General features: G+C 49.0%; 18 protein-coding genes. 1 reads left to right on the plus strand and 17 read right to left on the minus strand.

Annotated elements, in window-relative coordinates:
- Window positions 1-22 precede the first annotated feature (22 nt).
- The 9 genes from ilvD to BKD12_RS10945 all read right to left on the minus strand — a co-directional run bounded on the left by ilvD (window position 23) and on the right by BKD12_RS10945 (window position 10,758).
- Entirely contained in the window at window positions 23-1,696 is a 1,674-nt protein-coding gene (gene ilvD, locus BKD12_RS10905) for a dihydroxy-acid dehydratase (protein WP_070089336.1), read from the minus strand.
- Window positions 1,697-1,787: 91 nt separating this feature from the next.
- Window positions 1,788-2,870 (minus strand): 3-isopropylmalate dehydrogenase, encoded by a 1,083-nt coding sequence (gene leuB, locus BKD12_RS10910; protein ID WP_070089337.1) that lies wholly within the window; start codon window positions 2,868-2,870, stop codon window positions 1,788-1,790.
- Between the two features lie 84 nt (window positions 2,871-2,954).
- Complete coding sequence (locus BKD12_RS10915) at window positions 2,955-3,380, minus strand: cytidine deaminase (RefSeq protein WP_070089338.1); 426 nt, start codon at window positions 3,378-3,380, stop codon at window positions 2,955-2,957.
- Window positions 3,373-4,167, minus strand: coding sequence for a uridine phosphorylase (gene udp, locus BKD12_RS10920; RefSeq protein WP_070089339.1), 795 nt, complete (start codon window positions 4,165-4,167; stop codon window positions 3,373-3,375). The genes BKD12_RS10915 and udp overlap by 8 nt, the downstream gene beginning before the upstream one ends.
- A gap of 33 nt (window positions 4,168-4,200) precedes the next feature.
- Window positions 4,201-4,944 carry a pyruvate formate-lyase-activating protein gene (gene pflA / locus BKD12_RS10925; RefSeq protein WP_070089340.1) on the minus strand — a complete coding sequence of 248 codons (744 nt, stop codon included), beginning with the start codon at window positions 4,942-4,944 and terminating at the stop codon, window positions 4,201-4,203.
- Window positions 4,945-4,979: 35 nt separating this feature from the next.
- Window positions 4,980-7,232, minus strand: coding sequence for a formate C-acetyltransferase (pflB, locus tag BKD12_RS10930; protein ID WP_070089497.1), 2,253 nt, complete (start codon window positions 7,230-7,232; stop codon window positions 4,980-4,982).
- A 212-nt stretch (window positions 7,233-7,444) separates the two neighbouring features.
- On the minus strand, window positions 7,445-7,750 hold the full coding sequence (yajC, locus tag BKD12_RS10935; RefSeq protein WP_070089341.1) for a preprotein translocase subunit YajC: 306 nt from the start codon (window positions 7,748-7,750) through the stop codon (window positions 7,445-7,447).
- A gap of 90 nt (window positions 7,751-7,840) precedes the next feature.
- Window positions 7,841-8,974: a tRNA guanosine(34) transglycosylase Tgt gene (tgt, locus tag BKD12_RS10940; protein ID WP_070089342.1), complete on the minus strand. Its 1,134-nt coding sequence runs from the start codon at window positions 8,972-8,974 to the stop codon at window positions 7,841-7,843.
- Between the two features lie 11 nt (window positions 8,975-8,985).
- Complete coding sequence (locus BKD12_RS10945) at window positions 8,986-10,758, minus strand: L,D-transpeptidase family protein (RefSeq protein WP_070089343.1); 1,773 nt, start codon at window positions 10,756-10,758, stop codon at window positions 8,986-8,988.
- Window positions 10,759-10,972: 214 nt separating this feature from the next.
- On the opposite strand from BKD12_RS10945, the gene aroC reads away from it, so the two are divergent.
- Complete coding sequence (aroC, locus tag BKD12_RS10950; protein ID WP_070089344.1) at window positions 10,973-12,073, plus strand: chorismate synthase; 1,101 nt, start codon at window positions 10,973-10,975, stop codon at window positions 12,071-12,073.
- Window positions 12,074-12,157: 84 nt separating this feature from the next.
- Here the strand turns inward: aroC and BKD12_RS10955 are convergent, their stop codons facing one another.
- The 8 genes from BKD12_RS10955 to BKD12_RS10990 all read right to left on the minus strand — a co-directional run bounded on the left by BKD12_RS10955 (window position 12,158) and on the right by BKD12_RS10990 (window position 21,715).
- A complete protein-coding gene (locus BKD12_RS10955) occupies window positions 12,158-13,825 on the minus strand; it encodes a nucleoside kinase (protein WP_070089345.1) in 1,668 nt (555 codons plus the stop codon).
- Between the two features lie 21 nt (window positions 13,826-13,846).
- Window positions 13,847-14,626: a Nif3-like dinuclear metal center hexameric protein gene (locus tag BKD12_RS10960; protein WP_070089346.1), complete on the minus strand. Its 780-nt coding sequence runs from the start codon at window positions 14,624-14,626 to the stop codon at window positions 13,847-13,849.
- Between the two features lie 13 nt (window positions 14,627-14,639).
- A complete protein-coding gene (locus BKD12_RS10965; RefSeq protein ID WP_070089347.1) occupies window positions 14,640-15,338 on the minus strand; it encodes a tRNA (adenine(22)-N(1))-methyltransferase in 699 nt (232 codons plus the stop codon).
- 13 nt (window positions 15,339-15,351) lie between these two features.
- Window positions 15,352-16,467: an RNA polymerase sigma factor RpoD gene (gene rpoD, locus BKD12_RS10970; protein ID WP_070089348.1), complete on the minus strand. Its 1,116-nt coding sequence runs from the start codon at window positions 16,465-16,467 to the stop codon at window positions 15,352-15,354.
- A gap of 40 nt (window positions 16,468-16,507) precedes the next feature.
- Window positions 16,508-18,277: a DNA primase gene (gene dnaG, locus BKD12_RS10975; RefSeq protein ID WP_070089349.1), complete on the minus strand. Its 1,770-nt coding sequence runs from the start codon at window positions 18,275-18,277 to the stop codon at window positions 16,508-16,510.
- Between the two features lie 71 nt (window positions 18,278-18,348).
- Window positions 18,349-19,356, minus strand: a complete 1,008-nt coding sequence (locus tag BKD12_RS10980) for a deoxyguanosinetriphosphate triphosphohydrolase (protein WP_070089498.1) — start codon at window positions 19,354-19,356, stop codon at window positions 18,349-18,351.
- Window positions 19,357-19,358: 2 nt separating this feature from the next.
- Window positions 19,359-20,915: a polyphosphate:AMP phosphotransferase gene (gene pap, locus BKD12_RS10985; protein WP_070089350.1), complete on the minus strand. Its 1,557-nt coding sequence runs from the start codon at window positions 20,913-20,915 to the stop codon at window positions 19,359-19,361.
- Window positions 20,916-21,079: 164 nt separating this feature from the next.
- Window positions 21,080-21,715 (minus strand): alpha/beta fold hydrolase, encoded by a 636-nt coding sequence (locus tag BKD12_RS10990; protein WP_070089351.1) that lies wholly within the window; start codon window positions 21,713-21,715, stop codon window positions 21,080-21,082.
- Window positions 21,716-21,742 lie beyond the last annotated feature (27 nt).

Consider the following 21,742-nt stretch of genomic DNA (forward strand, 5'->3'; position numbering starts at 1 on the left):
ACTCCTGTTCTTACGATATTCCTTATTTATTTCCCGGCACCTCCAGGATCGCGCCGCGGTTTCCGGATGTTACCATTGCCGCATAGCGTGCCAGGTACCCGGTGGTCACCTTTGGTTCTCTTGGCTGCCAGTTCTCTTTTCTCTTTGCCAGTTCTTCCTCGGATACATCTAGTTCCAGAGAAAGACTCGGAATATCGATCTTGATGATATCTCCTTCTTCTACCAGTGCGATTGGTCCGCCCACTGCTGCTTCCGGTGATACGTGTCCAATGGAAGCTCCCCTGGACGCTCCGCTGAACCGTCCGTCTGTGATCAGTGCCACGCTGGAGCCAAGGCCCATACCTGCGATCGCGGAGGTTGGATTTAACATTTCCCTCATGCCCGGGCCTCCTTTTGGCCCTTCATAGCGGATCACGACTACATCGCCCGGATTGATCTTTCCGCCCTTGATAGCTTCAATGGCATCCTCCTCGCAGTCAAAGACTCTGGCCGGTCCTTCATGCACCAGCATCTCGTCTACCACAGCAGAACGTTTTACCACGCTTCCGTCCGGAGCCAGGTTACCCTTCAGCACAGCCAGGCCGCCTGTCGGTGTATAAGGATTGTCGATCGGCCGGATCACTTCCGGATCCTTATTGACTGCCCCCGCAATATTTTCGCCTACGGTTTTTCCGGTCACGGTCATACATTCGGTATGCAGAAGACCCTTTTTATTAAGCTCTGCCATAACTGCATATACGCCGCCGGCTTCATTAAGATCTTCGATATAAGTCGGACCGGCCGGCGCCAGATGACAGAGGTTCGGGGTCTTTTCGCTGATTCCATTGGCAAAGTCAATCTCAAAATCCATGCCCACCTCATGTGCGATAGCCGGAAGGTGCAGCATACTGTTGGTAGAGCATCCAAGCGCCATATCCACCGTCAGCGCATTTAAGATGGCCTCTTTTGTCATGATATCTCTCGGGCAGATGTTTTTCTCCCACAGTTCCATCACCTTCATACCCGCTTCCTTTGCCAGGCGGATCCTTGCGGAATATACCGCCGGGATAGTTCCATTACCCCGAAGTCCCATACCCAGCACTTCCGTCAGGCAGTTCATGCTGTTGGCCGTATACATGCCGGAGCAGGAACCGCAGGTCGGACAGGTATTATTTTCAAATTCGCATAACTCTTCGTCGGTGATCTTTCCGGCCGCATTGGCACCGACCGCCTCAAACATACTGGAAAGACTGGTCTTCTTTCCCTTTACACGGCCGGCCAGCATCGGTCCGCCGCTGACGAAAATAGTCGGCACATTGATTCTCGCTGCCGCCATCAAAAGCCCCGGTACGTTCTTGTCACAGTTCGGCACCATCACCAGTGCGTCAAACTGGTGCGCCATAGCCATAGCCTCTGTAGAGTCAGCGATCAGGTCTCTGGTCACCAAAGAATATTTCATGCCGATGTGCCCCATTGCAATCCCGTCACAGACCGCAATAGCCGGAAATACGATCGGCGTACCGCCCGCCATGGCAACCCCCTGCTTTACCGCATTCACGATCTTATCCAGGTTCATGTGTCCCGGCACGATCTCATTATAAGAGCTTACAATACCTACCAGAGGACGCTCCATCTCCTCCTTCGTAAGTCCCAGCGCGTTAAATAAAGAACGGTGCGGCGCCTGCTGTTTTCCCTTTGTAACTCTATCACTTCTCATATCACTACCTCCTTGGGGACGTACCCCTTTGCAAAAGGGGTACGTCCCCAATCGCCAATCAGGGTGTCCCTTTTTGCATTTTACCCTGTCCCTATATGTAACTTGCGATCAGATCGCCCATCTTCGCGGTGCCGATCTGCTCTTTGCCTTCGGACATAATGTCGATAGTCCGATAGCCTTTTTTCAATACTTCTGCCACTGCGTTTTCGATGGCGTCTGCTTCTTTGTCGAGATCAAAGCTGAACCGCAGCATCATGGCTGCCGACAGGATGGTGGCGATAGGATTTGCTATGCCTTTTCCTGCGATGTCCGGCGCCGAACCGCCGCTTGGCTCGTAGAGGCCGAACTTTGTCTCGTTTAAACTTGCGCTTGCCAGCATCCCGATGGAACCGGTCACCATGCTGGCCTCATCGGACAAAATGTCTCCAAACATGTTTTCTGTAAGGATCACGTCGAACTGCTTCGGGTCTTTAACTAACTGCATGGCACAGTTATCTACCAGCATATGCTCCAGCGTCACTTCCGGATACTCTTTCGCCACTTCCTCCACGACTTTTCTCCAAAGCCTGGAAGCATCCAGCACATTTGCCTTATCCACGCTGGTCACTTTTTTCCGCCGCTTCATCGCAATATCAAACGCCCGCTTTGCGATCCTGCGGATCTCATTCTCATTATATGTAAGTGAGTCATATGCTGTCATGACTCCGTTTTCTTCCACGGTTTTCCGTTCTCCGAAATACAGTCCTCCGGTCAACTCCCGCATGATCATCATGTCAAAGCCACCTTCTGTGATGGACTCCTTTAACGGACAGGCTCCTTTCAGTTCATCATACAGGACTGCGGGCCGCAGGTTAGCAAACAGATTCAATTCCTTTCGGATCCTTAAAAGTCCTGCCTCCGGACGTTTTGATGGTTCTAACTGGTACCACGGCGAGGTCTTGGCATCTCCGCCGATCGATCCCATCAGTACCGCGTCACATTTCTTTGCCTCAGCCACCGTCTCATCCGTCAGCGGCACGCCGTGCACGTCAATGGATGCTCCGCCTAAGAGCAGGTCGGTGTACTGGCACTGATGCCCATACTTTTCTGCAACTTTATTCAGGACCTTCTGTGCTTCGGACACGATCTCCGGTCCGATACCGTCCCCCTTGATAATTCCAATCTTCAGATTCATCCTCTACACCCTTCCTAAAAAATCTATAACATTTATATTATCGCATTTTTATGCATGTTTCAAGACTTTAATTGGCTAAATTGCTTATTCGTTTTTTAGGTAACCTGGACCAAATCCCTCGGGGAAAAGCTCTGCCAGTGTATAAATCTTATAATATTCTGGGCTTTTTGCCAGAATGATCTGAAATGTTTCCGGGTCGCAGAACTCCGCCATTACCTGCCTGCATACTCCGCAGGGCGGGCAGAAATCATGGCCGCCATCCTGATTCTCATTCACGATACAGATAGCAAGAAAATCTCGCTTTCCCTCGCTCACCGCCTTGAAAATAGCTGTGCGCTCCGCGCAGTTTCCCGGCCCGAACGCGGCATTCTCAATATTACATCCGGTATAAACCTCTCCATCCTCTGTAAGAAGTGCTGCCCCCACCTTAAAATGAGAATAAGGCGCATATGCAAAAGGAAGGGCCGAAAAGGCCCTTCGGATCATTTCCGGTATCGGAAGTTTATTCATCTTTTCGCCCCTCCTTCTTGTCGTCCTGAATCAGGATCCGGACAGCCTCGATGGCTGTGCGGATCGGAAGGTCCGTGTCGTGGACTACCGGGTTTGGAAGATTCTTCTTTGCCCGCTCCTGGTTCGCTACCACCAGTAAAACCGTGCCCACCCGGACTCTGAGTGTGCTCCCCACGATGAACAGCGCCGCCGACTCCATTTCCGAGGCCAGGCAGCCGCATTTCACCCAGGCGTCCCATTTATTCAGAAGCTCATAACCCACAGGCTTTGTCTCGGGAGTGTGCTGCCCATAAAAGGAATCCTTGCACTGCACCACTCCCACATGACAGACTGCATCTAGCTTTTTTGCACCGCGGATCAGCGCATCCGTTACGGCAAAATCCGCCACCGCCGGATATTCGATGGGCGCATACTCCTTACTGGTCCCTTCCATCCGGATGGCTCCTGTTGCCACCACGATATCGCCGCTTTTCACATCCAGCTGCATCCCGCCGCTGGTTCCCACACGCAGGAAGGTATCAGCGCCGCACTGTACCAGCTCTTCCATAGCGATCGCAGCCGACGGCCCACCGATCCCCGTGGAGGTCACACTAACCTTTTCCCCGTCCAGGCAGCCGGTATAGGTCACATACTCCCGGTTTTTCGCGATCAGCTTCGGCTCATCCAGATAAGCCGCGATCTTTTCGCATCTTCCCGGGTCTCCGGGAAGGATCACATAACGTCCTACTTCTCCCTTGGCTGTCTGAATGTGATACAGACGATCCGGGTCTTCTGAATAATTAATCATACGCCCACCTCTTTCTTTTATTTCCTCATCATCTCAGGATTTTCCGTGTTTATCAGTTTCCAGGATCCGGCAGGCATTTTCCACCCGTTCCTTCGAAGGCGGATCAATGCCTTCAAGTGGATACTCCATGCCCAGTTCCTTCCATTTATAAACGCCCAGCGTGTGGTAGGGAAGCACCTCCACCCGCTCCACATTTCGAAGCGTCCGGATAAAATCCCGCAAACGGTATAAATATTCATCTTTATCACTGCCTCCCGGCACCAGCACATGGCGGATCCAGACCGGCTTTTCAATTTCTGATAAATATTCTGCCATCTCCAGAATATTCTGATTTGTACATCCTGTCAACTGTCTGTGAGCCTGATCGTCAATCTGTTTGATATCCAGCATCACTAAATCGGTCACGTCCATCAAAGTCTTAAATTTTTCAAAAAAAGGTTCTTCTCTGGTAAACGGATTCCCGCTGGTATCTAGTGTCGTATGGATCCCTTCTTCTTTTGCCCTCTGGAACAGCTCTGTCAGAAAATCCATCTGCAGAAGGGGTTCTCCCCCACTTACGGTAATACCGCCCTTACTTCCCCAGTAAGAGCGGTATCTCAATGCCTTCTCGATCAGTTCGTCTGCTGTATACAGCGTTCCCGACTGCATTTTCCAGGTGTCCGGATTGTGGCAGAACTGGCATCTCATGGCGCAGCCAGCAGTAAAAATCACATACCGTACTCCCGGTCCGTCTACAGAGCCAAAGCTTTCCAGGGAATGAATATACCCTTTTGTCATGTCTTTTGCTCCTTTATATAAAATTGATACTTTGTTTACATCCTGTCGTGGCAGGTTCTTGCGATCACATCCAGCTGCTGCTCCCTTGTCAGGTCAATGAATTTTACCGCATAGCCGGATACACGGATCGTAAAGTTGGCGTACTCAGGTTTTTCCGGATGCTCCATGGCATCGATCAGTTTTTCGGTTCCAAAGACATTCACATTCAGATGATGTGCGCCCTTGTCAAAGTAGCCGTCCATGATATGCACCAGATTTTCACTGCGCTCCTCGTCACTGTGTCCCAGCGCTCCGGGGCTGATGGTCTGCGTGTTTGAGATTCCATCTAACGCCAGCTCATAAGGCAGCTTGGCCACTGAGTTCAGCGAAGCCAGAAGTCCGCTCTTTTCCGCACCGTAGGACGGATTTGCTCCCGGTGCCAAAGGCTCTCCTCCCTTTCTGCCGTCCGGAAGAGATCCGGTAGCCTTTCCATATACCACGTTGGAGGTAATGGTCAGGATAGATGTGGTAGGCTCGGAATTCCGGTAGGTGTGGCACTTGCTCAGCTTATGCATAAAGGTCTTAAGGAGCCAGATCGCAAGATCATCCGCCCGGTCGTCGTCATTTCCATATCTCGGGAAATCACCCTCGATCTCAAAGTCCACAGCCAGGCCGTCCTCATCGCGGACCGGTTTTACCTTTGCATATTTGATGGCGCTCAGTGAATCCACCACGTGGGAGAATCCTGCGATACCGGTAGCGAAGGTCCGTCTCACATCCGTATCAATCAAAGCCATCTCTGCCGCTTCATAGTAATATTTGTCATGCATGTAGTGGATCATATTCAGGGTGTCCACATACAGCTTGCTCAGCCACTCCATCATATCATCATAGCGCTGCATAACCTCATCAAAATCCAGATATTCCGAGGTGATCGGACGGTAAGTCGGCCCTACCTGTACCCTGGATTTTTCATCAACACCGCCATTGATCGCATAGAGCAGGCATTTGGCAAGATTCGCCCTTGCGCCGAAGAACTGGATCTCTTTTCCGGTCTGTGTCGCAGATACACAGCAGCAGATGGAATAATCATCCCCCCATACCGGACGCATGACATCATCGTTTTCATACTGCACGGAGCTGGTCTTTACAGAGATGTTTGCCGCATATTTTTTGAAATTCTCCGGCAGTCTGGAAGAATACAGTACTGTCAGGTTCGGTTCCGGAGCCGGGCCCATGTTTTCCAACGTATGCAGGAAGCGGTAATCATTCTTGGTCACCATGGAACGGCCATCTTGTCCAAGACCTGCCATCTCCAGTGTCGCCCATACCGGATCTCCGGAAAACAATTCATTATAAGAAGGAATTCTTGCAAATTTTACCATGCGGAACTTCATGACCAGATGGTCGATCAGCTCCTGTGCTTCTTTTTCTGTCAGCGTTCCCGCCTTCATATCCCTTTCAATATAGATATCCAGGAAGGTAGAAATACGACCCACACTCATTGCCGCGCCGTTCTGAGTCTTGATTGCTGCCAGATAGCCAAAATACAGCCACTGTACGGCTTCTTTGGCAGTCCCCGCCGGGCGGGAGATATCATAGCCATAAATGGCTGCCATCTCTTTCATCTCATTCAGCGCACGGATCTGATCCGCGATCTCCTCCCGGAGACGGAAATCCGTTCCCTTCATACCGTGTCTTGCATAGCGTTCAAAATCATACTGTTTCTTCTCGATCAGGTAATCAATCCCATACAGTGCCACTCTCCGGTAATCACCTACGATACGCCCTCTTCCGTAAGTGTCCGGAAGTCCGGTGATGATTTTATTGTGGCGTGCTTTCTTCATCTCCGGTGTATAGATATCAAACACTCCCTGATTATGCGTCTTATGATATTTAGTAAATATTTCATGCAGCTTCTCGCTGGGCTGATATCCGTAGGTTGTGCAGGCCTGCTCTGCCATCTTGATGCCTCCGAACGGCATAAATGCACGTTTTAAAGGCTTGTCTGTCTGCAGGCCTACTACCTGCTCCATCTCCTTTAGTTCTTCGCTGATATATCCTGGTCCATAGGAGGTCAGTCCGGAAACAATTTCTGTCTCCATATCCAGAACGCCGCCTTTTGCACGTTCCTCTTGCTGCAGCTCCTGAAGCTTTCCCCATAAAAGATTTGTTGCCTCTGTCGGCTCCTCCAGGAAGGATTCATCTCCATCATACATGGTATAGTTTTCCTGGATAAAATTGCGGACATCAACAGATTTCCTCCAGTTTTCTCCCCTGAATCCTGCCCACTGTTCAAACTGTGCCATTTCCTGTTTCTCCTTTCCTGTGTCTTTTCCTTTTAGCAAGGTCAGTATATCATCACGGTATTCAAACATCAAGGTTTATTTTGATAATAGTTATCATTCTCCTCTATGTATGGAATTTAGTACAAGAAACAGGAAAGATCTTCCTTATCTGTACGCAAAAACGCTCCGGGATCCTGCACTTGCAATCCCGAAGCGTCTCATTTTCTGCTTATCTATTCTGCTGCTGCCTTTTCTACCTGGGCAACCGCTGCCTTCTGCATTGGAATCCGGCAATTTCGGTTGCTGCCGAACTCTACAATGATGTCATCATCACTGATGTCAATGATAACACCGTAAAATCCGCTGGTCGTCAGCACGGTATCTCCCACTTCCATTTCGGAGATCATAGCCTGAACTCTTTTCTGCTCTTTTCTCTGTGGTCTGATAAAAATAAACCAGAAGCCTGCAAAGATCACTGCATATACCAGGATCAGCAATACCCAGCTTCCGCCGGAGTTCTGTGATGCTAATGCGTACATAATAATTCCTCCTAATATCTATAAACACTATTGCTATCATACACAAAAATGTGCATTTCTTCAAGTAATTTCCTGCAATTCATGGAATTTTTAGGATTTTCCGCCTGTCATTCCCTCTATTTTCCGCTTTTTATATGCCTGATAATTTCCAGCTTCGATTGCTTCCCGGATTTCTTCCATCATAGTATTATAAAAATACAGATTATGAAGCACACACAGGCGCATCCCCAGCATTTCCTTGGCTTTTAAAAGATGCCGGATATATGCTCTGGAATAAGTGCGGCAGGCCGGACACCGACATCCTTCTTCGATCGGTCTGTCGTCCAGCTCATACTTTGCGTTAAAAAGATTCAGTTTCCCATGATTTGTATAGACATGGCCATGCCGTCCGTTCCTGCTGGGGTACACACAGTCAAAAAAGTCTACGCCCCTGTCCACGGCTTCCAGAATATTTACCGGCGTTCCCACACCCATCAGGTAAGTCGGCTTTGTTTCCGGCAGATACGGCACTACTGCATCCAGGATCCTGTACATATCCTCATGAGACTCTCCTACAGCCAGCCCTCCAATGGCATAACCGTCCAGATCGAGCTCTGCGATCTGCCGGGCATGGCGGATACGGATGTCTTCATAAACACCACCCTGATTGATGCCAAACAGCATCTGCTTCCGGTTGATCGTATCCGGAAGGCTGTTGAGTCTTTCCATCTCCTTTTTGCACCGCACAAGCCACCTTGACGTACGCTCCACAGAGCGCTCCATATATTCTCTGTCCGCCACACTGGAGGGACATTCATCAAAGGCCATCGCTATGGTAGACGCCAGATTAGACTGGATCTGCATACTCTCCTCCGGGCCCATGAAAATTTTCTTTCCATCAATATGAGAATGAAAATAAACGCCCTCTTCTTTGATCTTTCTTAAGCCCGCCAGGGAAAACACCTGGAATCCTCCGGAATCTGTCAGGATCGGCTTATCCCAGGCCATAAATTTATGAAGCCCTCCCAGCTTCCGGATCACCTGATCTCCCGGCCTTACGTGAAGATGATACGTATTGGACAATTCGATCTGAGTCTTGATCCCCCTAAGATCATCTGTAGAGACCGCACCCTTGATAGCGGCCACAGTTCCCACATTCATAAATACAGGGGTCTCAACGACCCCGTGTACCGTAGTAAATCTTCCTCTTTTTGCTTTTCCGTCTTTCTTCAGTAATTGATACATAGCTTCCCCTTTTAGTAATGGCATACCACCGGCGTTCCTGCCGAGATCAGATTATAAAGCTGCCCGGCCACGTCATACGGCAGGTTAATACAGCCGTGAGAGCCGTTGGTCAGATAGCGGGAGCCTCCGAAGGACGACTGCCATGTAGCGTCATGGAATCCGATCCCTCCATTGAATGGCATCCAGTATTTAACCGGGGTTTCATACTCGTAGGATCCGTCCGGGCGCTTTTCTCCCCGCAGAGTCTGATCCAGCGCTTTGTACGCCAGCGAATAGACTCCCTGCGGCGTGCCGTTCCCATTATTCGGATTTCCCGTTACACATGCTGAGGAAAGAACTACCTGTCCGTTCTGTACAAAATATATCATCTGATTCGTCAGATCTACCTCCGCATAAGTGCTGCCATAGTCATTTCCCTCATGGCTTGCTCCCCGGCTGGCATAGCTCGGTTCCCTGGTCACAGTTTCCGCATTCTGGATGTTGGCGATCAGCGCATTGTACTCCGCCTCCTGATCGATCTGCCATCCGTAGCTTCCGCCCTCTACCGTCGCCTGATTTCCGGTTGCGGTAGTGATCGTGCGAGCCTTGCCTTTTGTATTATATTTGTCTGCCAGTGACTGGATATATGCCTTTACGGCATCCTGGCTGAATGTAACATTCATATCTGCATCCACCGTCACCCACTGAGAAATGACAGATGCATCCACAACCTCTGTATAAGGGCTGAAGTCATATGTAACATTCGCCCCCAGATAACTGTTCATGGTATCAGCCGCTGTCTGCACCTCCTCAGATTCTGCCGTGAATCTCGGAAGAATATAACACCCGGCCTCTGTCAGATCCAGTGTAGACTGAAATCCATTGATAGCCGCATTTACTGCTTCATTAAATTTCTCTGTGTCGATCTGTGTACCGACCACTTCATCCACGACAACAAACTTATCGGTCTGGAACTCCGGATGTGCGTCAACAGACGCTGTCTGATTCTCCTCTGCCAGGCACTGAAGGCCTGCAATCTGTTCATTCAGCGCTTCCTCGTCATACTCCACGCCTACCTTCGCCTCAATCTCCGGCGCATCCCACAGGGATGTGATCCACAGCAGCTTGTTCTGGTTTTCTGCCAGCTTGGCCAGCTCGTCTCCCGGTACATATTCCAGCGCAATGTCGCTGCCGGAAATTGTCTCCGTACCGCCGTCAGACTCCTCCAGTGTCAGCACATAGTCTTCTACCTGCTGTTCCATATACTTTTCCACCTGACTGACGCTCTGCAGGGAAAAATTAGTCCCGTTAATCCTGGTATTAAACATGAAATGGCTGTTAAAATATATAGCAAAGCCTACATATACAAGAATCAGCACGCCCAGAATACTTCCGATCACAATCAGCGCTTTCTTTTTTCGTCTTTTCTTTTTCTCGGCTTTTTCCGGATCCTGTTCTTCTGCATCCGCTTCGTCCTCATCTGCGCCGGATGGTTCTAACTCATCCGCCTCTTCTTCCGGCGTCTCCTCGTCGATAAACTCTGCCATGCTGGGATCCTCCTCCATCTCATCGCCTTCGTCATAAAATTCTTCGTCTGAGAAAGTGTCGTCTCCAAAATCCTCTTCATCTTCGAAGTCGTCTTCGTCTTCAAAGTCATCTTCGTCTTCGAAGTCGTCTTCGTCTTCAAAGTCGTCTTCGTCTTCAAAGTCGTCTTCGTCAAAGGCATCTGTCTGATCCAGATCGTCCATGATCTCATTCATGGTTTCTTCCATGATCTCCTCTGCCCTTTTGTCATTCTTACTCATTATCCTTACTCCTCTTTATATCACATCCGGCAAATAAAATATGCCCATAATATTCATACTCTCCTATTATAATATGCATATATTTAAAAGTACAGCATAAAATCACAAAAAAAAGTGAAGTTTTTTTGAAGACTTTATGATTGCAGGTTCCCCGTCTTTTCTATATAATAGATGTCATTGGATTACATCTTTTAGAAAAGGAGCTTGAACGATTATGTCTGGATCAACATTTGGAAGATTATTCACCGTCACAACCTGGGGAGAATCCCACGGTCCCGCCATCGGCGCCGTTATCGACGGATGTCCTGCCGGTCTTCCTCTCTCGGCAAAGGATATCCAGCCTTATCTGAACCGGCGGAAACCTGGCCAGAGCCGTTACTCTACCGCCAGACAGGAAGACGATAAAGTACAGATTCTCTCTGGTGTTTTCGAAGGCTTTACAACGGGAACCCCCATTTCGGTCATGATCTATAATCACGACCAGCGTTCCAGAGACTATAGCAATGTCATGGACACTTACCGTCCCGGACATGCTGACTATACCTATGATGCCAAATATGGTTTCCGCGATTACAGGGGCGGCGGGCGTTCCTCCGGCCGGGAGACCATCGGGCGCGTGGCTGCCGGGGCCATTGCCTCAAAGCTGCTGGCCTCCCTGGGGATCCGGCTGACTGCATACACCCGGTCTATCGGTGCCTTTTGCATCCCCGAGGACGAGACCGATCTTTCCTGTATTTTCCAGAACAGCCTGTATATGCCAAGCATGGAATGGGCCAAAAAGGCATCGGAATACCTGGAAAGCTGTATAAAGGAACTGGACTCCTCCGGCGGAACCATCGAATGCCTGATTGACGGGGTTCCTGCCGGAATTGGCGATCCGGTCTTTGAAAAGCTGGATGCCTCTCTTGCGAAAGCAGTCATGTCCATCGGCGCTGTCAAGGGTGTAGAGATTGGAGAAGGCTTTGCCTCTTCCCTTCTCCTTGGAAGCCAGAATAACGACCCCTTCTACTGCGAAAATGGCCGTCTGTCCAAGAAGAGCAACCACGCCGGCGGCATCCTGGGCGGCATCAGCGACGGCAGCCAGATCATTCTCCGGGCAGCAGTAAAGCCGACAGCTTCTATTTCCAAACCACAGCAGACTGTCACCCGCAATATGGAAAATACTACTCTGACAGTCAAAGGGCGGCACGATCCCGTGATCGTCCCCAGAGCGGTGGTAGTTGTGGAGGCTATGGCAGCTTTAGCGGTCGCAGACGCCATGCTTGCCAATATGTCTTCCCGCCTGGAATCCATTCAGACATTTTATAAAAGATAAAAGCTATGAAACAGGGCCTGTGAAAAGATGATTTCTTTCACAAGCCCTGACAATTTCTATCCTATTAATCTTATTAATATAGCGTCAGATCCTGAAACATCCCCCGCCTATAAATTCTCTCAGCAGAGAATTGGTCGGAACATTTTCACTGCCGATCCCTACAAAATAATCCAAAAACTTCAAAAGCCGTTTTGCCTCTGTGTACTCCGGCTCATCCCGACCGATCCCAAACAGCCGGGCTTCTACATAAGGCTTCAATACCGCCAGTTCATAAATCAGCGCAGAATTAAACATCACATCTGCCTCTTCCTGATACGGGAAAATATTTTTTTCCTCTCCCATCCGTACCGACGGCCACATCCGGATCGTATCTTTAGCCGATGATCCTCTGGTCCTGGCGTCCCGCACGATCCTTCGGAGAAGGCGCCCGTCCGTGGTAGGAATCCGGTTATGCTCATCAATATTCAGCTGGGTCAGAGCGCTGATATAAATCTTAAACTTATTTCTGTCATCCAGCTGTCTGGTCAGCTCAGGATTCAGGCAGTGGATCCCTTCTATTACAAGCACATCATTGGCCCCCAGCTTCTTGCGCTGATTTCCGTATTCCTTATGCCCTGTCACAAAATTAAATGTGGGAATTGTTACCTCTTTCCCCTCCAGCAGATCGGAAAGCTGCCTGTTAAACAGATCCACATCCACAGCCTCCAGGCACTCGAAATCAAAATTCCCATTCTCATCTTTTGGATTTTCTTCCCTTTCCACAAAATAATTGTCTACCGCGATCGGATGAGGTGTCAGTCCGTTTACCCGAAGCTGGACAGACAGGCGATGAGAAAATGTGGTCTTCCCAGAAGAGGATGGGCCGGCAATCAGCACAAATTTGACCTCCGGGCGCCTGGCTATCTCTGCCGCGATATCTGCGATCTTTTTTTCCTGCAGCGCCTCCTGCACCAAGACGATCTCACTTAAATCCCCTCCGGTAATCTTATCGTTCAGATCGCCTACCGTTTCAATCCCCTGCATGTCTCCCCATCTTGTAGACTCCTTCAGCACATGGAACAGTTTATTTTGCGGCTCAAAAGGCGGCACCTCCTTGGGGTTCTTGCGTTCCGGCATCTGGATTACAAATCCTTCATCATAGAGATAGAGCTTAAAATATTTCAGATATTTCGCACTAGGCACCATGTACCCGTAAAAATAGTCCTCAAACTCGTTCATACTGTAAATGTTGACCTTGGACACCCGTCTGTACTCAAACAGACGCTCCTTATCATACATTCCATGCTGGCGGAATAACGCAATAGCGTCATCGGTATGTACAGACCTTTTCCGGATCGGCAGATCCATCGCCACCATCTCCTCCATCCTGGCTGATACCTGGTCGAGGAACTCCTGGTCTACCTTTACCTTTCCGGTAATAGTACAGTAATATCCTTTGCTGACAGAATAATGGATCCGCACCTTCTCGATATTTTCGTGATGTCCCACATCATAGACAGCCTTGACCAGCATCAGGCTCATGCTTCTTTTATAGGTCTTATGTCCGGCCTGGTCTGCCGTGGTCTCGAATTTCAGGACACAGTCGCCCTTTATTTGTTTTGTCAGCTCCTGCAGCTTTCCATCCACAAATACTAAAACGATATCTTCCGGGTAATCCTTCTGATATTCTTCTGCAATCTCAAGATAGGTAGTCCCTTCCGGATATTCCCGGATATCTTCTCCGATCTGAACGTGATACGTCTTTCTGTCCATACTCTCCCTCCAGTCTTTTTATCACAGCACTGTAAACGGATCCTTTCTGGGCGCCGTTATGACTTCCACGCCTGCAAAGCTTCGCTCCAGAAACTGTTTCATATCTTTGATAAAAATATGTTCGATCCCGTAGTGTCCGGCATCGATCACCGCAAGTCCCCGGGCCACGGCGTCAATTCCCTCATGATGTCCGATGTCTCCGGTAACCAGCACGTCTGCACCCATGGCGATCGCCGGATCTATCATACTCTTTCCGGAGCCGGGTGAGACTGCGATTCTTTTCACCGCTCCCGCAAGGTCTCCAAACGCCTGGACTGTCTGAAGCCCGAAGGCTTTCTTTACCGTTTCACAGTAATCCTGAAGGGAAACAGGATCCGGAAGATCTGCCACACGTCCGATCCCCTCTGTTTTCGGTGTCTCACAGGTAACCTCCAGTACCCTGGCGTCTGACAAGCCCAGATACTCGCCTGAAAGCTCCGACATCCGCAGCACATCATAGTTTGTATGCATCGCATAGTAGGCCATATCTGCCCGGATCATCCGGAGCAGCCGTCTTCCGATAAAATCCTCATCTGTGATCCGGGACACCGGCGAAAAGATCATGGGATGATGTGTCACCAGAAGATCCGCACCGGCGGCTTTTGCCGCTTCGATCACCTCATCGGTAGCATCCAATGCTACATATATGCGTCTTACTTCTTTTTCATGACTCCCGGCCAGAAGTCCTACGTTGTCCCATTCCATCGCATAGTTTCTGGGATAAGATTTTTCAATGTTCTCTATGATTTCCCGGCACTTCATCTGTAACCTCCTGTTATGCTTCATAGTGTGCAAGAGCCTGGCGGATCTTTCTCCACTCCTCCTGCACCTCTTTTTCCCGCTCCCTTGCGGTAGGGCTGTTTTTGTGGCGGCGAAGCTGCTCTAAGATACTTTCTCTGATTCCTTGCTCCCGCAGAAGATACGTCCTAAGCACCGGATCTTTCTCCTCAAGGAGCCTTTTGCCGTACAGATATTCATATTCCTCATAGGGTTCGCCGCTTCCGTGGACGGCCCGCATCATGGGATAGAATTTGCCGCTTTCTTCCACCATCCGCTCCTCCACCATCCGATAACCGTGCTCATTTAAATACCTGCGCACCTTATCAATCTCGGACTGGGGCTGCAGAATAAAGGAGGATATCTCTTTCACTGTCTCCGGGCTGTCTTCCAGGATATGGATCACAAGACCGCCCCCCATTCCGGCGGCGATCATCGTATCCACCTCCCCCGGTGTCACTTCCCTGAGGCCGTCGGAAAGCCTGGTCTCGATCTGTCCTTTCAGCCCGTGGCCGACGATATGCATCCTTGCCCGCTCCAGCGGACCTTTTTTTACATCCAGGGCGATCACCTTTGAGGCGATTCCTTCCTGGATCAGATAGATGGGTATGTATCCATGATCAGTCCCAATATCTGCAACAGAGGCGCCCTCTGTCACAAGACCTGCAACTGCATGAAGTCTTTTTGATAGTTCCATAGGCGCCTCTTTCTTAATCCAGATAATCTCTTAATTTTCTGCTGCGGCTGGGATGACGGAGCTTCCGGAGTGCTTTTGCCTCGATCTGGCGGATACGCTCTCTGGTTACGTCAAATTCCTTGCCGACCTCTTCCAGTGTCCTGGCTCTTCCGTCGTTCATGCCGAACCTGAGTCTTAATACCTTCTGCTCCCGCTCTGTCAAAGTGTCCAGAACCTCGTCCAGCTGTTCCTTTAACAGGGTCTGGGCTGCTGCCTCTGCCGGTACCGGCACATTGTCGTCCTGGATAAAGTCTCCCAGATGGCTGTCCTCTTCTTCTCCGATCGGCGTCTCCAGAGACACCGGCTCCTGGGATATCTTTAAGATCTCGCGAACCCTCTCTACAGGCATGTCCAGCTGTGCCGCAATCTCCTCCGGCGTAGGTTCCCTTCCCAGTTCCTGCAGTAACTGTCTGGACACACGGATCAGTTTATTGATAGTCTCCACCATGTGTACCGGGATACGGATGGTCCTTGCCTGGTCTGCGATCGCCCTGGTGATCGCCTGACGGATCCACCAGGTGGCATAGGTACTGAACTTAAATCCTTTATGATAATCAAATTTTTCCACAGCTTTAATCAGACCTAAATTTCCCTCCTGGATCAGATCCAGAAAGAGCATCCCACGTCCCACATAACGCTTGGCAATGCTGACTACCAGCCTTAAGTTCGCTTCTGCCAGGCGCTTTTTCGCATCCTCGTCGCCGTCAGCCATACGCTTGGCCAGATCCACCTCTTCATCAGCCGTCAAGAGCGGCACCTTTCCGATTTCCTTTAAGTACATACGCACCGGATCCTCAATACTGATCCCGTCCGGAACCGACAGGTCGATCTTTTCCATATCGACCTCATCCTCTTCTGAGATGACAATGTCTACATCATCAATGTCGTCATCGTCGTCGGCACCGATCCGGAGCACATCGATATTGTTTGCCTCCAGATAGTCAAATACTTTCTCCATCTGATCCGGTTCCAGTTCCATGTCTGAGAAGAAATCATTGATTTCCTGGATCTCAAGGATACTTTTCTTCTTTTTCCCGAGTGAAACTAATTCTTTTAATTTCTCCTCAAATTTCATGATGTTTTCTTCCATGGTAGTGTCCATCCTCTCATTGCTTGTTTATATTTTATCCTTAATTAATGGAAATATGCAGTTTCTTAAGGTCCTGCAGTTCCTTCTTGGCTTCCATCAAACGCTGTAGTCCCGCCATATCTGTGGGCTCCAGATTTCTGGTTGCCGTCTCGATGCTGTGGTTCTTGATCCTTAACACCGTCTCCATCAAAGCCTTTTCCTTTTCACGCTCGGAGGTCAGTTCTTCAATCCGGGTGTGAAAGAGAGCTGCCACCTCCCGGTGTTCCTCTTCATCGGTAAAATAATTCATGATCCTGGCCGGGTTTATCTCCCCGTCATGGTACTGCTGGAACAAAAGTCCTGCTGCCTTCCGGTAGATCCCGTCAGAAAAATCCTCCGGTGAAATATAATCCTTGATCTGTCCAAAAATCCTTTCGTCCGATACCAGCCAGGTCAGAAGAATCTTCTGCGACTTCCTGATCCCGTCTTCCTTTTCCTTTGCACCAGCCGTCTTCGGGCGCTGTACAGGTTTTGCCAGTCCTTCCCTTACGGCCATCTTCCCCACCAGCCGCCGCAGTTCTTCGTAACCGGTATGATACTTTTCCGCTACCGCTTCGATATAATTATTCCTCTCAATCTCTTCTTCAAAGCGTCCAAGCCTCCTTGCCGCTTCATTCAAAAACCCGGTCTTCCCCTCCGGCGATTTCAGGTCATAATCTTTTTCCAGTATCTCCAGACTGAACATGAATCCGTTCCGGGCCTTTTCGATCCGCTCTTCAAACGCCTCCGCTCCCAGGTTTTTAATAAACTCATCCGGATCCTTATAGGGCTCCATCCGGATGATCTTTGCCGTAATACCGGCGTCCTTCAGGATCGGAAGGGCTCTGAGCGCTGCTCTGGTCCCCGCGTCATCGCTGTCGTATGTAAGATATACCTCCTGCACATACCTCTTGATCAGCGAGGCATGTCCGGCTGTAAGAGCCGTTCCCAGCGATGCCACCGCATTGGTAAAGCCTGCCTGATGCAGTGATATCACATCCATATATCCTTCACAAAGAAGAAAATATGATTTTCTGGTTGTCCTGGCACGGTTCAGCCCGTACAGATTCCGGCTTTTATCAAAAATCAGAGTCTCCGGGGAATTCAGGTACTTTGGTTTTGCATCTCCCATGACCCGGCCTCCGAAGCCGATCACCCGGTTATTGGCATCCATGATGGGAAACATGACCCGGTTCCAGAATTTATCATGAGGCCCATGCTTTTCGTCCATCGTGATCAGACCGGACTTTGCAAGCATATCGTCCGCATAACCTTTGGACTTCAGAAACTGGTACAGCGTGTTGCTGAACTTGCTGGAATACCCAAGCCCGAAGGCCTTGATGGTGTCATCGCCAAGCTGCCTTCCCCTGAGATATGCCATTGCCTGCTCTCCCTGGGAACTCTTTAGCTGTACATAATAAAACTGGGCTGCCCGTTTGTGAATCTCCAGAAGCACTGCTTTTTCATCCGCCCGTCTGCGCTCTGCCTCTGAATACTCCTGTTCCGGCAGATCCACCCCCGCCCGGTCAGCCAGATAGCGCAGTGCCTCCACGAATGAATAATTCTCATACTCCATAAGAAATGTAAACACATTTCCTCCAGCACCGCATCCGAAACAATAATACATCTGTTTCTGCCGGCTGACGGAAAAGGAAGGGGACTTTTCGTTATGGAACGGGCACAGTCCAAAATAAGAACTCCCCTTTTTCTGCAGTTTTACATAGGCAGAAATGACATCTACGATATCATTTCTGGATCTTACTTCTTCAATAATCTCATCGCTGTAATACATGTTTTACGCTCTTTTCACTATGATGACAAATGCTCCCTTTTATAATATTCGACAAAAGTATCTGATTTCCTTTAAATTTTCCAGGATTCCGGAATAAAATATTCTTCGAACTTCTTCACTGCATATGTATCTGTCATTCCTGCTATATAATCACATACTACCTGTTCCCTGGATTCTCCGTCCTCGTCTATCATGCGCAGGAACTGATCCGGAAGGACTTCCAGATGATCGATATAAAACTCATAAAGATTTTTGATCATATGGATCGCTTTCTTTTCCTCTCCCTTTGCCACCGGATTCTGGTATACACTTTCAAACAGAAATCCCCGAAGTCCCATCATGGCCTCTCCTACTTCCGGAGACATCCGGATCTCCGGCTGATCCATACTGTTGATGATCACATTATGTACCATGGTATCCAGCCGCACCTTCGGAGACTGCCCCAGCACTCTCCGGAACTTCTCGGGAATATCCGTCTCCTTTAAGATCCCACCCCGGATCGCATCGTCAATATCATGATTGATATACGCAATCTTATCAGAGAGCCGTACGATCTGCCCCTCCAGGGTATGAGGATTTCCGCTGGATTTATGATTCCGGATACCGTCTCTGACTTCCCAGGTCAGATTCAGTCCCCGGCCCTGACGCTCCAGACGTTCTACCACTCTGACACTCTGCTCATGATGCCGGAATCCTAAGGGGCAGATCTGGTTTAAAGCCCTCTCTCCGGCATGACCAAAGGGCGTATGTCCCAAATCATGTCCCAGGGCAATCGCCTCCGTCAGATCCTCATTGAGCCTTAGCGCCTTGGCTATGGTTCTTGCATTCTGGGAAACCTCCAGCGTATGAGTAAGACGGGTGCGGTAATGATCTCCCTTTGGCAACAGGAACACCTGGGTTTTCTGCTTCAGTCTCCGGAAGGATTTACAGTGCAGGATCCGGTCCCGGTCTCTTTGAAAGACCGGGCGGATATCACACTCTTCCTCAGGGCGTTCCCTGCCTTTTGACTTGCTGCTTAAAGTCGCATAGGGACTCAAATATGTGGTTTCTCTGATTTCCAGCTGTTCTCTGATCGTCATGCTCATTTCCGCCCCTTCTTTTCTTCCTGTCTTTTCTTTTCCTGCTTCTTTTCTTCCACTTTCTTCTCAACCGCCTCTACAACGGTTTCCAGCACTTTGATCCTGGCATAATATTTACAGTTTCCCTCCACCACGATCCAGGGTGCGTATGGCGAGGATGTCCGGATCAGCATCTCATTGACTGCTTCTTCGTACTGATCCCACTTTTCCCGGTTCCTCCAGTCTTCATCCGTGATCTTCCACTGCTTTTCCGGATTTTCCTGCCTGGCCTGAAATCTTCTGGCCTGCTCCTCTTTATCGATCTGCATCCAGAATTTGAGTACGACAGCGCCTGCCTCTGTCAGATCCTTTTCCATATCGTTGATCTCCCGGTAGGCCCTTTGCCACTCCTGCCGGGTACAGAAGCCTTCGATCCTCTCTACCATGACCCTGCCGTACCATGTCCGGTCAAAGATAGTAACATGTCCGGCTTTCGGCATGTCTGTCCAGAACCGCCAGAGATAATGATGTGCTCTCTCTATATCGTTAGGCGAGGCAGTAGGGTGTACCACGTAGCCTCTGGGATCCATCCTCTGCGTCAGCCGTTTGATGGCTCCACCCTTTCCTCCCGCATCCCATCCTTCAAAGCCAAGGACTACCGGAATCCGGTATCTGTATAACTCTCCGTGCAGTTTTTCCAGTTTTTTCTGAAGCTTTGAAAGTTTTTCTTTATATTCCTCTTTCGTATAGGACAGAGACAGATCTGCTTTTGAGAGAACAGATTCCTTCAGGATGAGATCCTCTGCCGGCTGCTCTTCTGTCATGGTCACACTTCCGGATCCTTCTGCATCTTCTGCCTTTTTCCGTGCCACTTCCCGGATCTTCTGCTCCAGCGTCTTTACCACAATGCTGTAGATTTTTACCGTAGCAAATCTGCGGTCTGTTGCTTCCACAATATGCCAGGGCGCATGGGCAGTATCTGTCCTCAGAAGCATTTCCTCGTTCATAGCCCGGTATTCCTGGAAATGCCTGTTACGCTTTAGATCCCCTTCACTGACTCTCCACGCCGTCTCCTTAGAATCCAACAGTTTTTCAAGTCGTTTTTTCTGCTCCTTTTTATCAATAGCCAGAAAAATCTTGATCATTACCATGCCGTCAGCCGTCAGCTGTTCTTCAAAAGACCGAATAGACCGGAAACTGTTTTCTACTTCCTTTTCACTGGTCTTACCGTCAAATCTGTCGATCAGCACCTTCCGGTACCAGCTGCTGTCATAGATCGCTATCCTGCCTTTCGGCGGCATCTTTGTCCAGAAGCGCCACAGGAACGGATGCATTCTTTCTTCTTCTGTTTCATTTTTTACCGCATATACCTGGAATCCTCTGGGATCCAGACCCTGGATCAGCTCCCCGATCTGCACGCCCTTCCCGGATGCCCCATATCCCTCGAAAGCAATCATTACCGGGATTTTCCATTTCTGGCACTCCCGCTGCAGTCTTCCAAGTTTCGGCATAAGCTCCTCCATCCGCTGGCCATACTCTGCCTTTGTAAGCTTCTTTTTCAGATCAATCTTCTCCAGCATATCCGTCCCTCCCTTTGCGTATCTCGATACATTTTTCAGAATATTTTTCTTTATTATACATCATTTATAATATTTTACGACACAAAAAACGCTGATAATGCACAATTATCGTACATATCAGCGTTCTCTTGGAGGATGTTGCCATCCAGGGCGCACTCAACCATTTATACCATAGGACTCTGCAAATAATATTCGCTCAACAGTTCTGCTAAAACTTTGGGATTTTCTTCATTTACAACATGGCCTGTATCCTCAATAATTTTTAATTCCGCACTTTTAATGTTTTGTGACAAAAATTGTGCTGATTTTACGTTTGCGCTGTCCTTCTTTCCACAAAGGATCAGAGTGGGGCACTTAATATTTTTTACTCTATCGCTGAAATCTAAGTTCTTCATGGTGTTTCCTAAAGCAAAAGTATCCTTTTTATCAAATGCCATAGTTTTAAAAATAGATTTTGGTAAAAATCTGAAAATTATATTTTGAAAGCTAAAAGCTAACTTTGGGACTTTATATGGCGTTCCGATTAAAACTAATGATTTCACTTTCTTCGGGAAATCCAATGTAAAATTTAAAGCCAAAATGCCGCCTAATGAAAGACCGCACAAATGAATTTGTCCGTCAATTTCGCTGCAATATTTTACAAATGATGAATACAGATTTTCGTAACTTGCCTCTTTTCCTTTAAGAATGGAGGACAAATTGGGGCATACAATATCTTCATTGTTTGTCATATATGAAATTGTTTTATCCCAACTTGTTGCTTTGTGCCCTGAGCCGTGAACAAAAATTTTTGTTGCCAAAGGTAATTCGCCCCTTTCCAATCTGGT

This window comes from Merdimonas faecis (assembly GCF_001754075.1).
Classification (GTDB): domain Bacteria; phylum Bacillota; class Clostridia; order Lachnospirales; family Lachnospiraceae; genus Merdimonas; species Merdimonas faecis.

Coding starts and splice junctions, on each gene's coding strand:
- ilvD (WP_070089336.1), bottom strand. CDS start 1,696: ATGAGAAGTGATAGAGTTACAAAGGGAAAACAGCAGGCGCCGCACCGT.
- leuB (WP_070089337.1), bottom strand. CDS start 2,870: ATGAATCTGAAGATTGGAATTATCAAGGGGGACGGTATCGGACCGGAG.
- BKD12_RS10915 (WP_070089338.1), bottom strand. CDS start 3,380: ATGAATAAACTTCCGATACCGGAAATGATCCGAAGGGCCTTTTCGGCC.
- udp (WP_070089339.1), bottom strand. CDS start 4,167: ATGATTAATTATTCAGAAGACCCGGATCGTCTGTATCACATTCAGACA.
- pflA (WP_070089340.1), bottom strand. CDS start 4,944: ATGACAAAAGGGTATATTCATTCCCTGGAAAGCTTTGGCTCTGTAGAC.
- pflB (WP_070089497.1), bottom strand. CDS start 7,232: ATGGCACAGTTTGAACAGTGGGCAGGATTCAGGGGAGAAAACTGGAGG.
- yajC (WP_070089341.1), bottom strand. CDS start 7,750: ATGTACGCATTAGCATCACAGAACTCCGGCGGAAGCTGGGTATTGCTG.
- tgt (WP_070089342.1), bottom strand. CDS start 8,974: ATGTATCAATTACTGAAGAAAGACGGAAAAGCAAAAAGAGGAAGATTT.
- BKD12_RS10945 (WP_070089343.1), bottom strand. CDS start 10,758: ATGAGTAAGAATGACAAAAGGGCAGAGGAGATCATGGAAGAAACCATG.
- aroC (WP_070089344.1), top strand. CDS start 10,973: ATGTCTGGATCAACATTTGGAAGATTATTCACCGTCACAACCTGGGGA.
- BKD12_RS10955 (WP_070089345.1), bottom strand. CDS start 13,825: ATGGACAGAAAGACGTATCACGTTCAGATCGGAGAAGATATCCGGGAA.
- BKD12_RS10960 (WP_070089346.1), bottom strand. CDS start 14,626: ATGAAGTGCCGGGAAATCATAGAGAACATTGAAAAATCTTATCCCAGA.
- BKD12_RS10965 (WP_070089347.1), bottom strand. CDS start 15,338: ATGGAACTATCAAAAAGACTTCATGCAGTTGCAGGTCTTGTGACAGAG.
- rpoD (WP_070089348.1), bottom strand. CDS start 16,467: ATGGAAGAAAACATCATGAAATTTGAGGAGAAATTAAAAGAATTAGTT.
- dnaG (WP_070089349.1), bottom strand. CDS start 18,277: ATGTATTACAGCGATGAGATTATTGAAGAAGTAAGATCCAGAAATGAT.
- BKD12_RS10980 (WP_070089498.1), bottom strand. CDS start 19,356: ATGACGATCAGAGAACAGCTGGAAATCAGAGAAACCACATATTTGAGT.
- pap (WP_070089350.1), bottom strand. CDS start 20,915: ATGCTGGAGAAGATTGATCTGAAAAAGAAGCTTACAAAGGCAGAGTAT.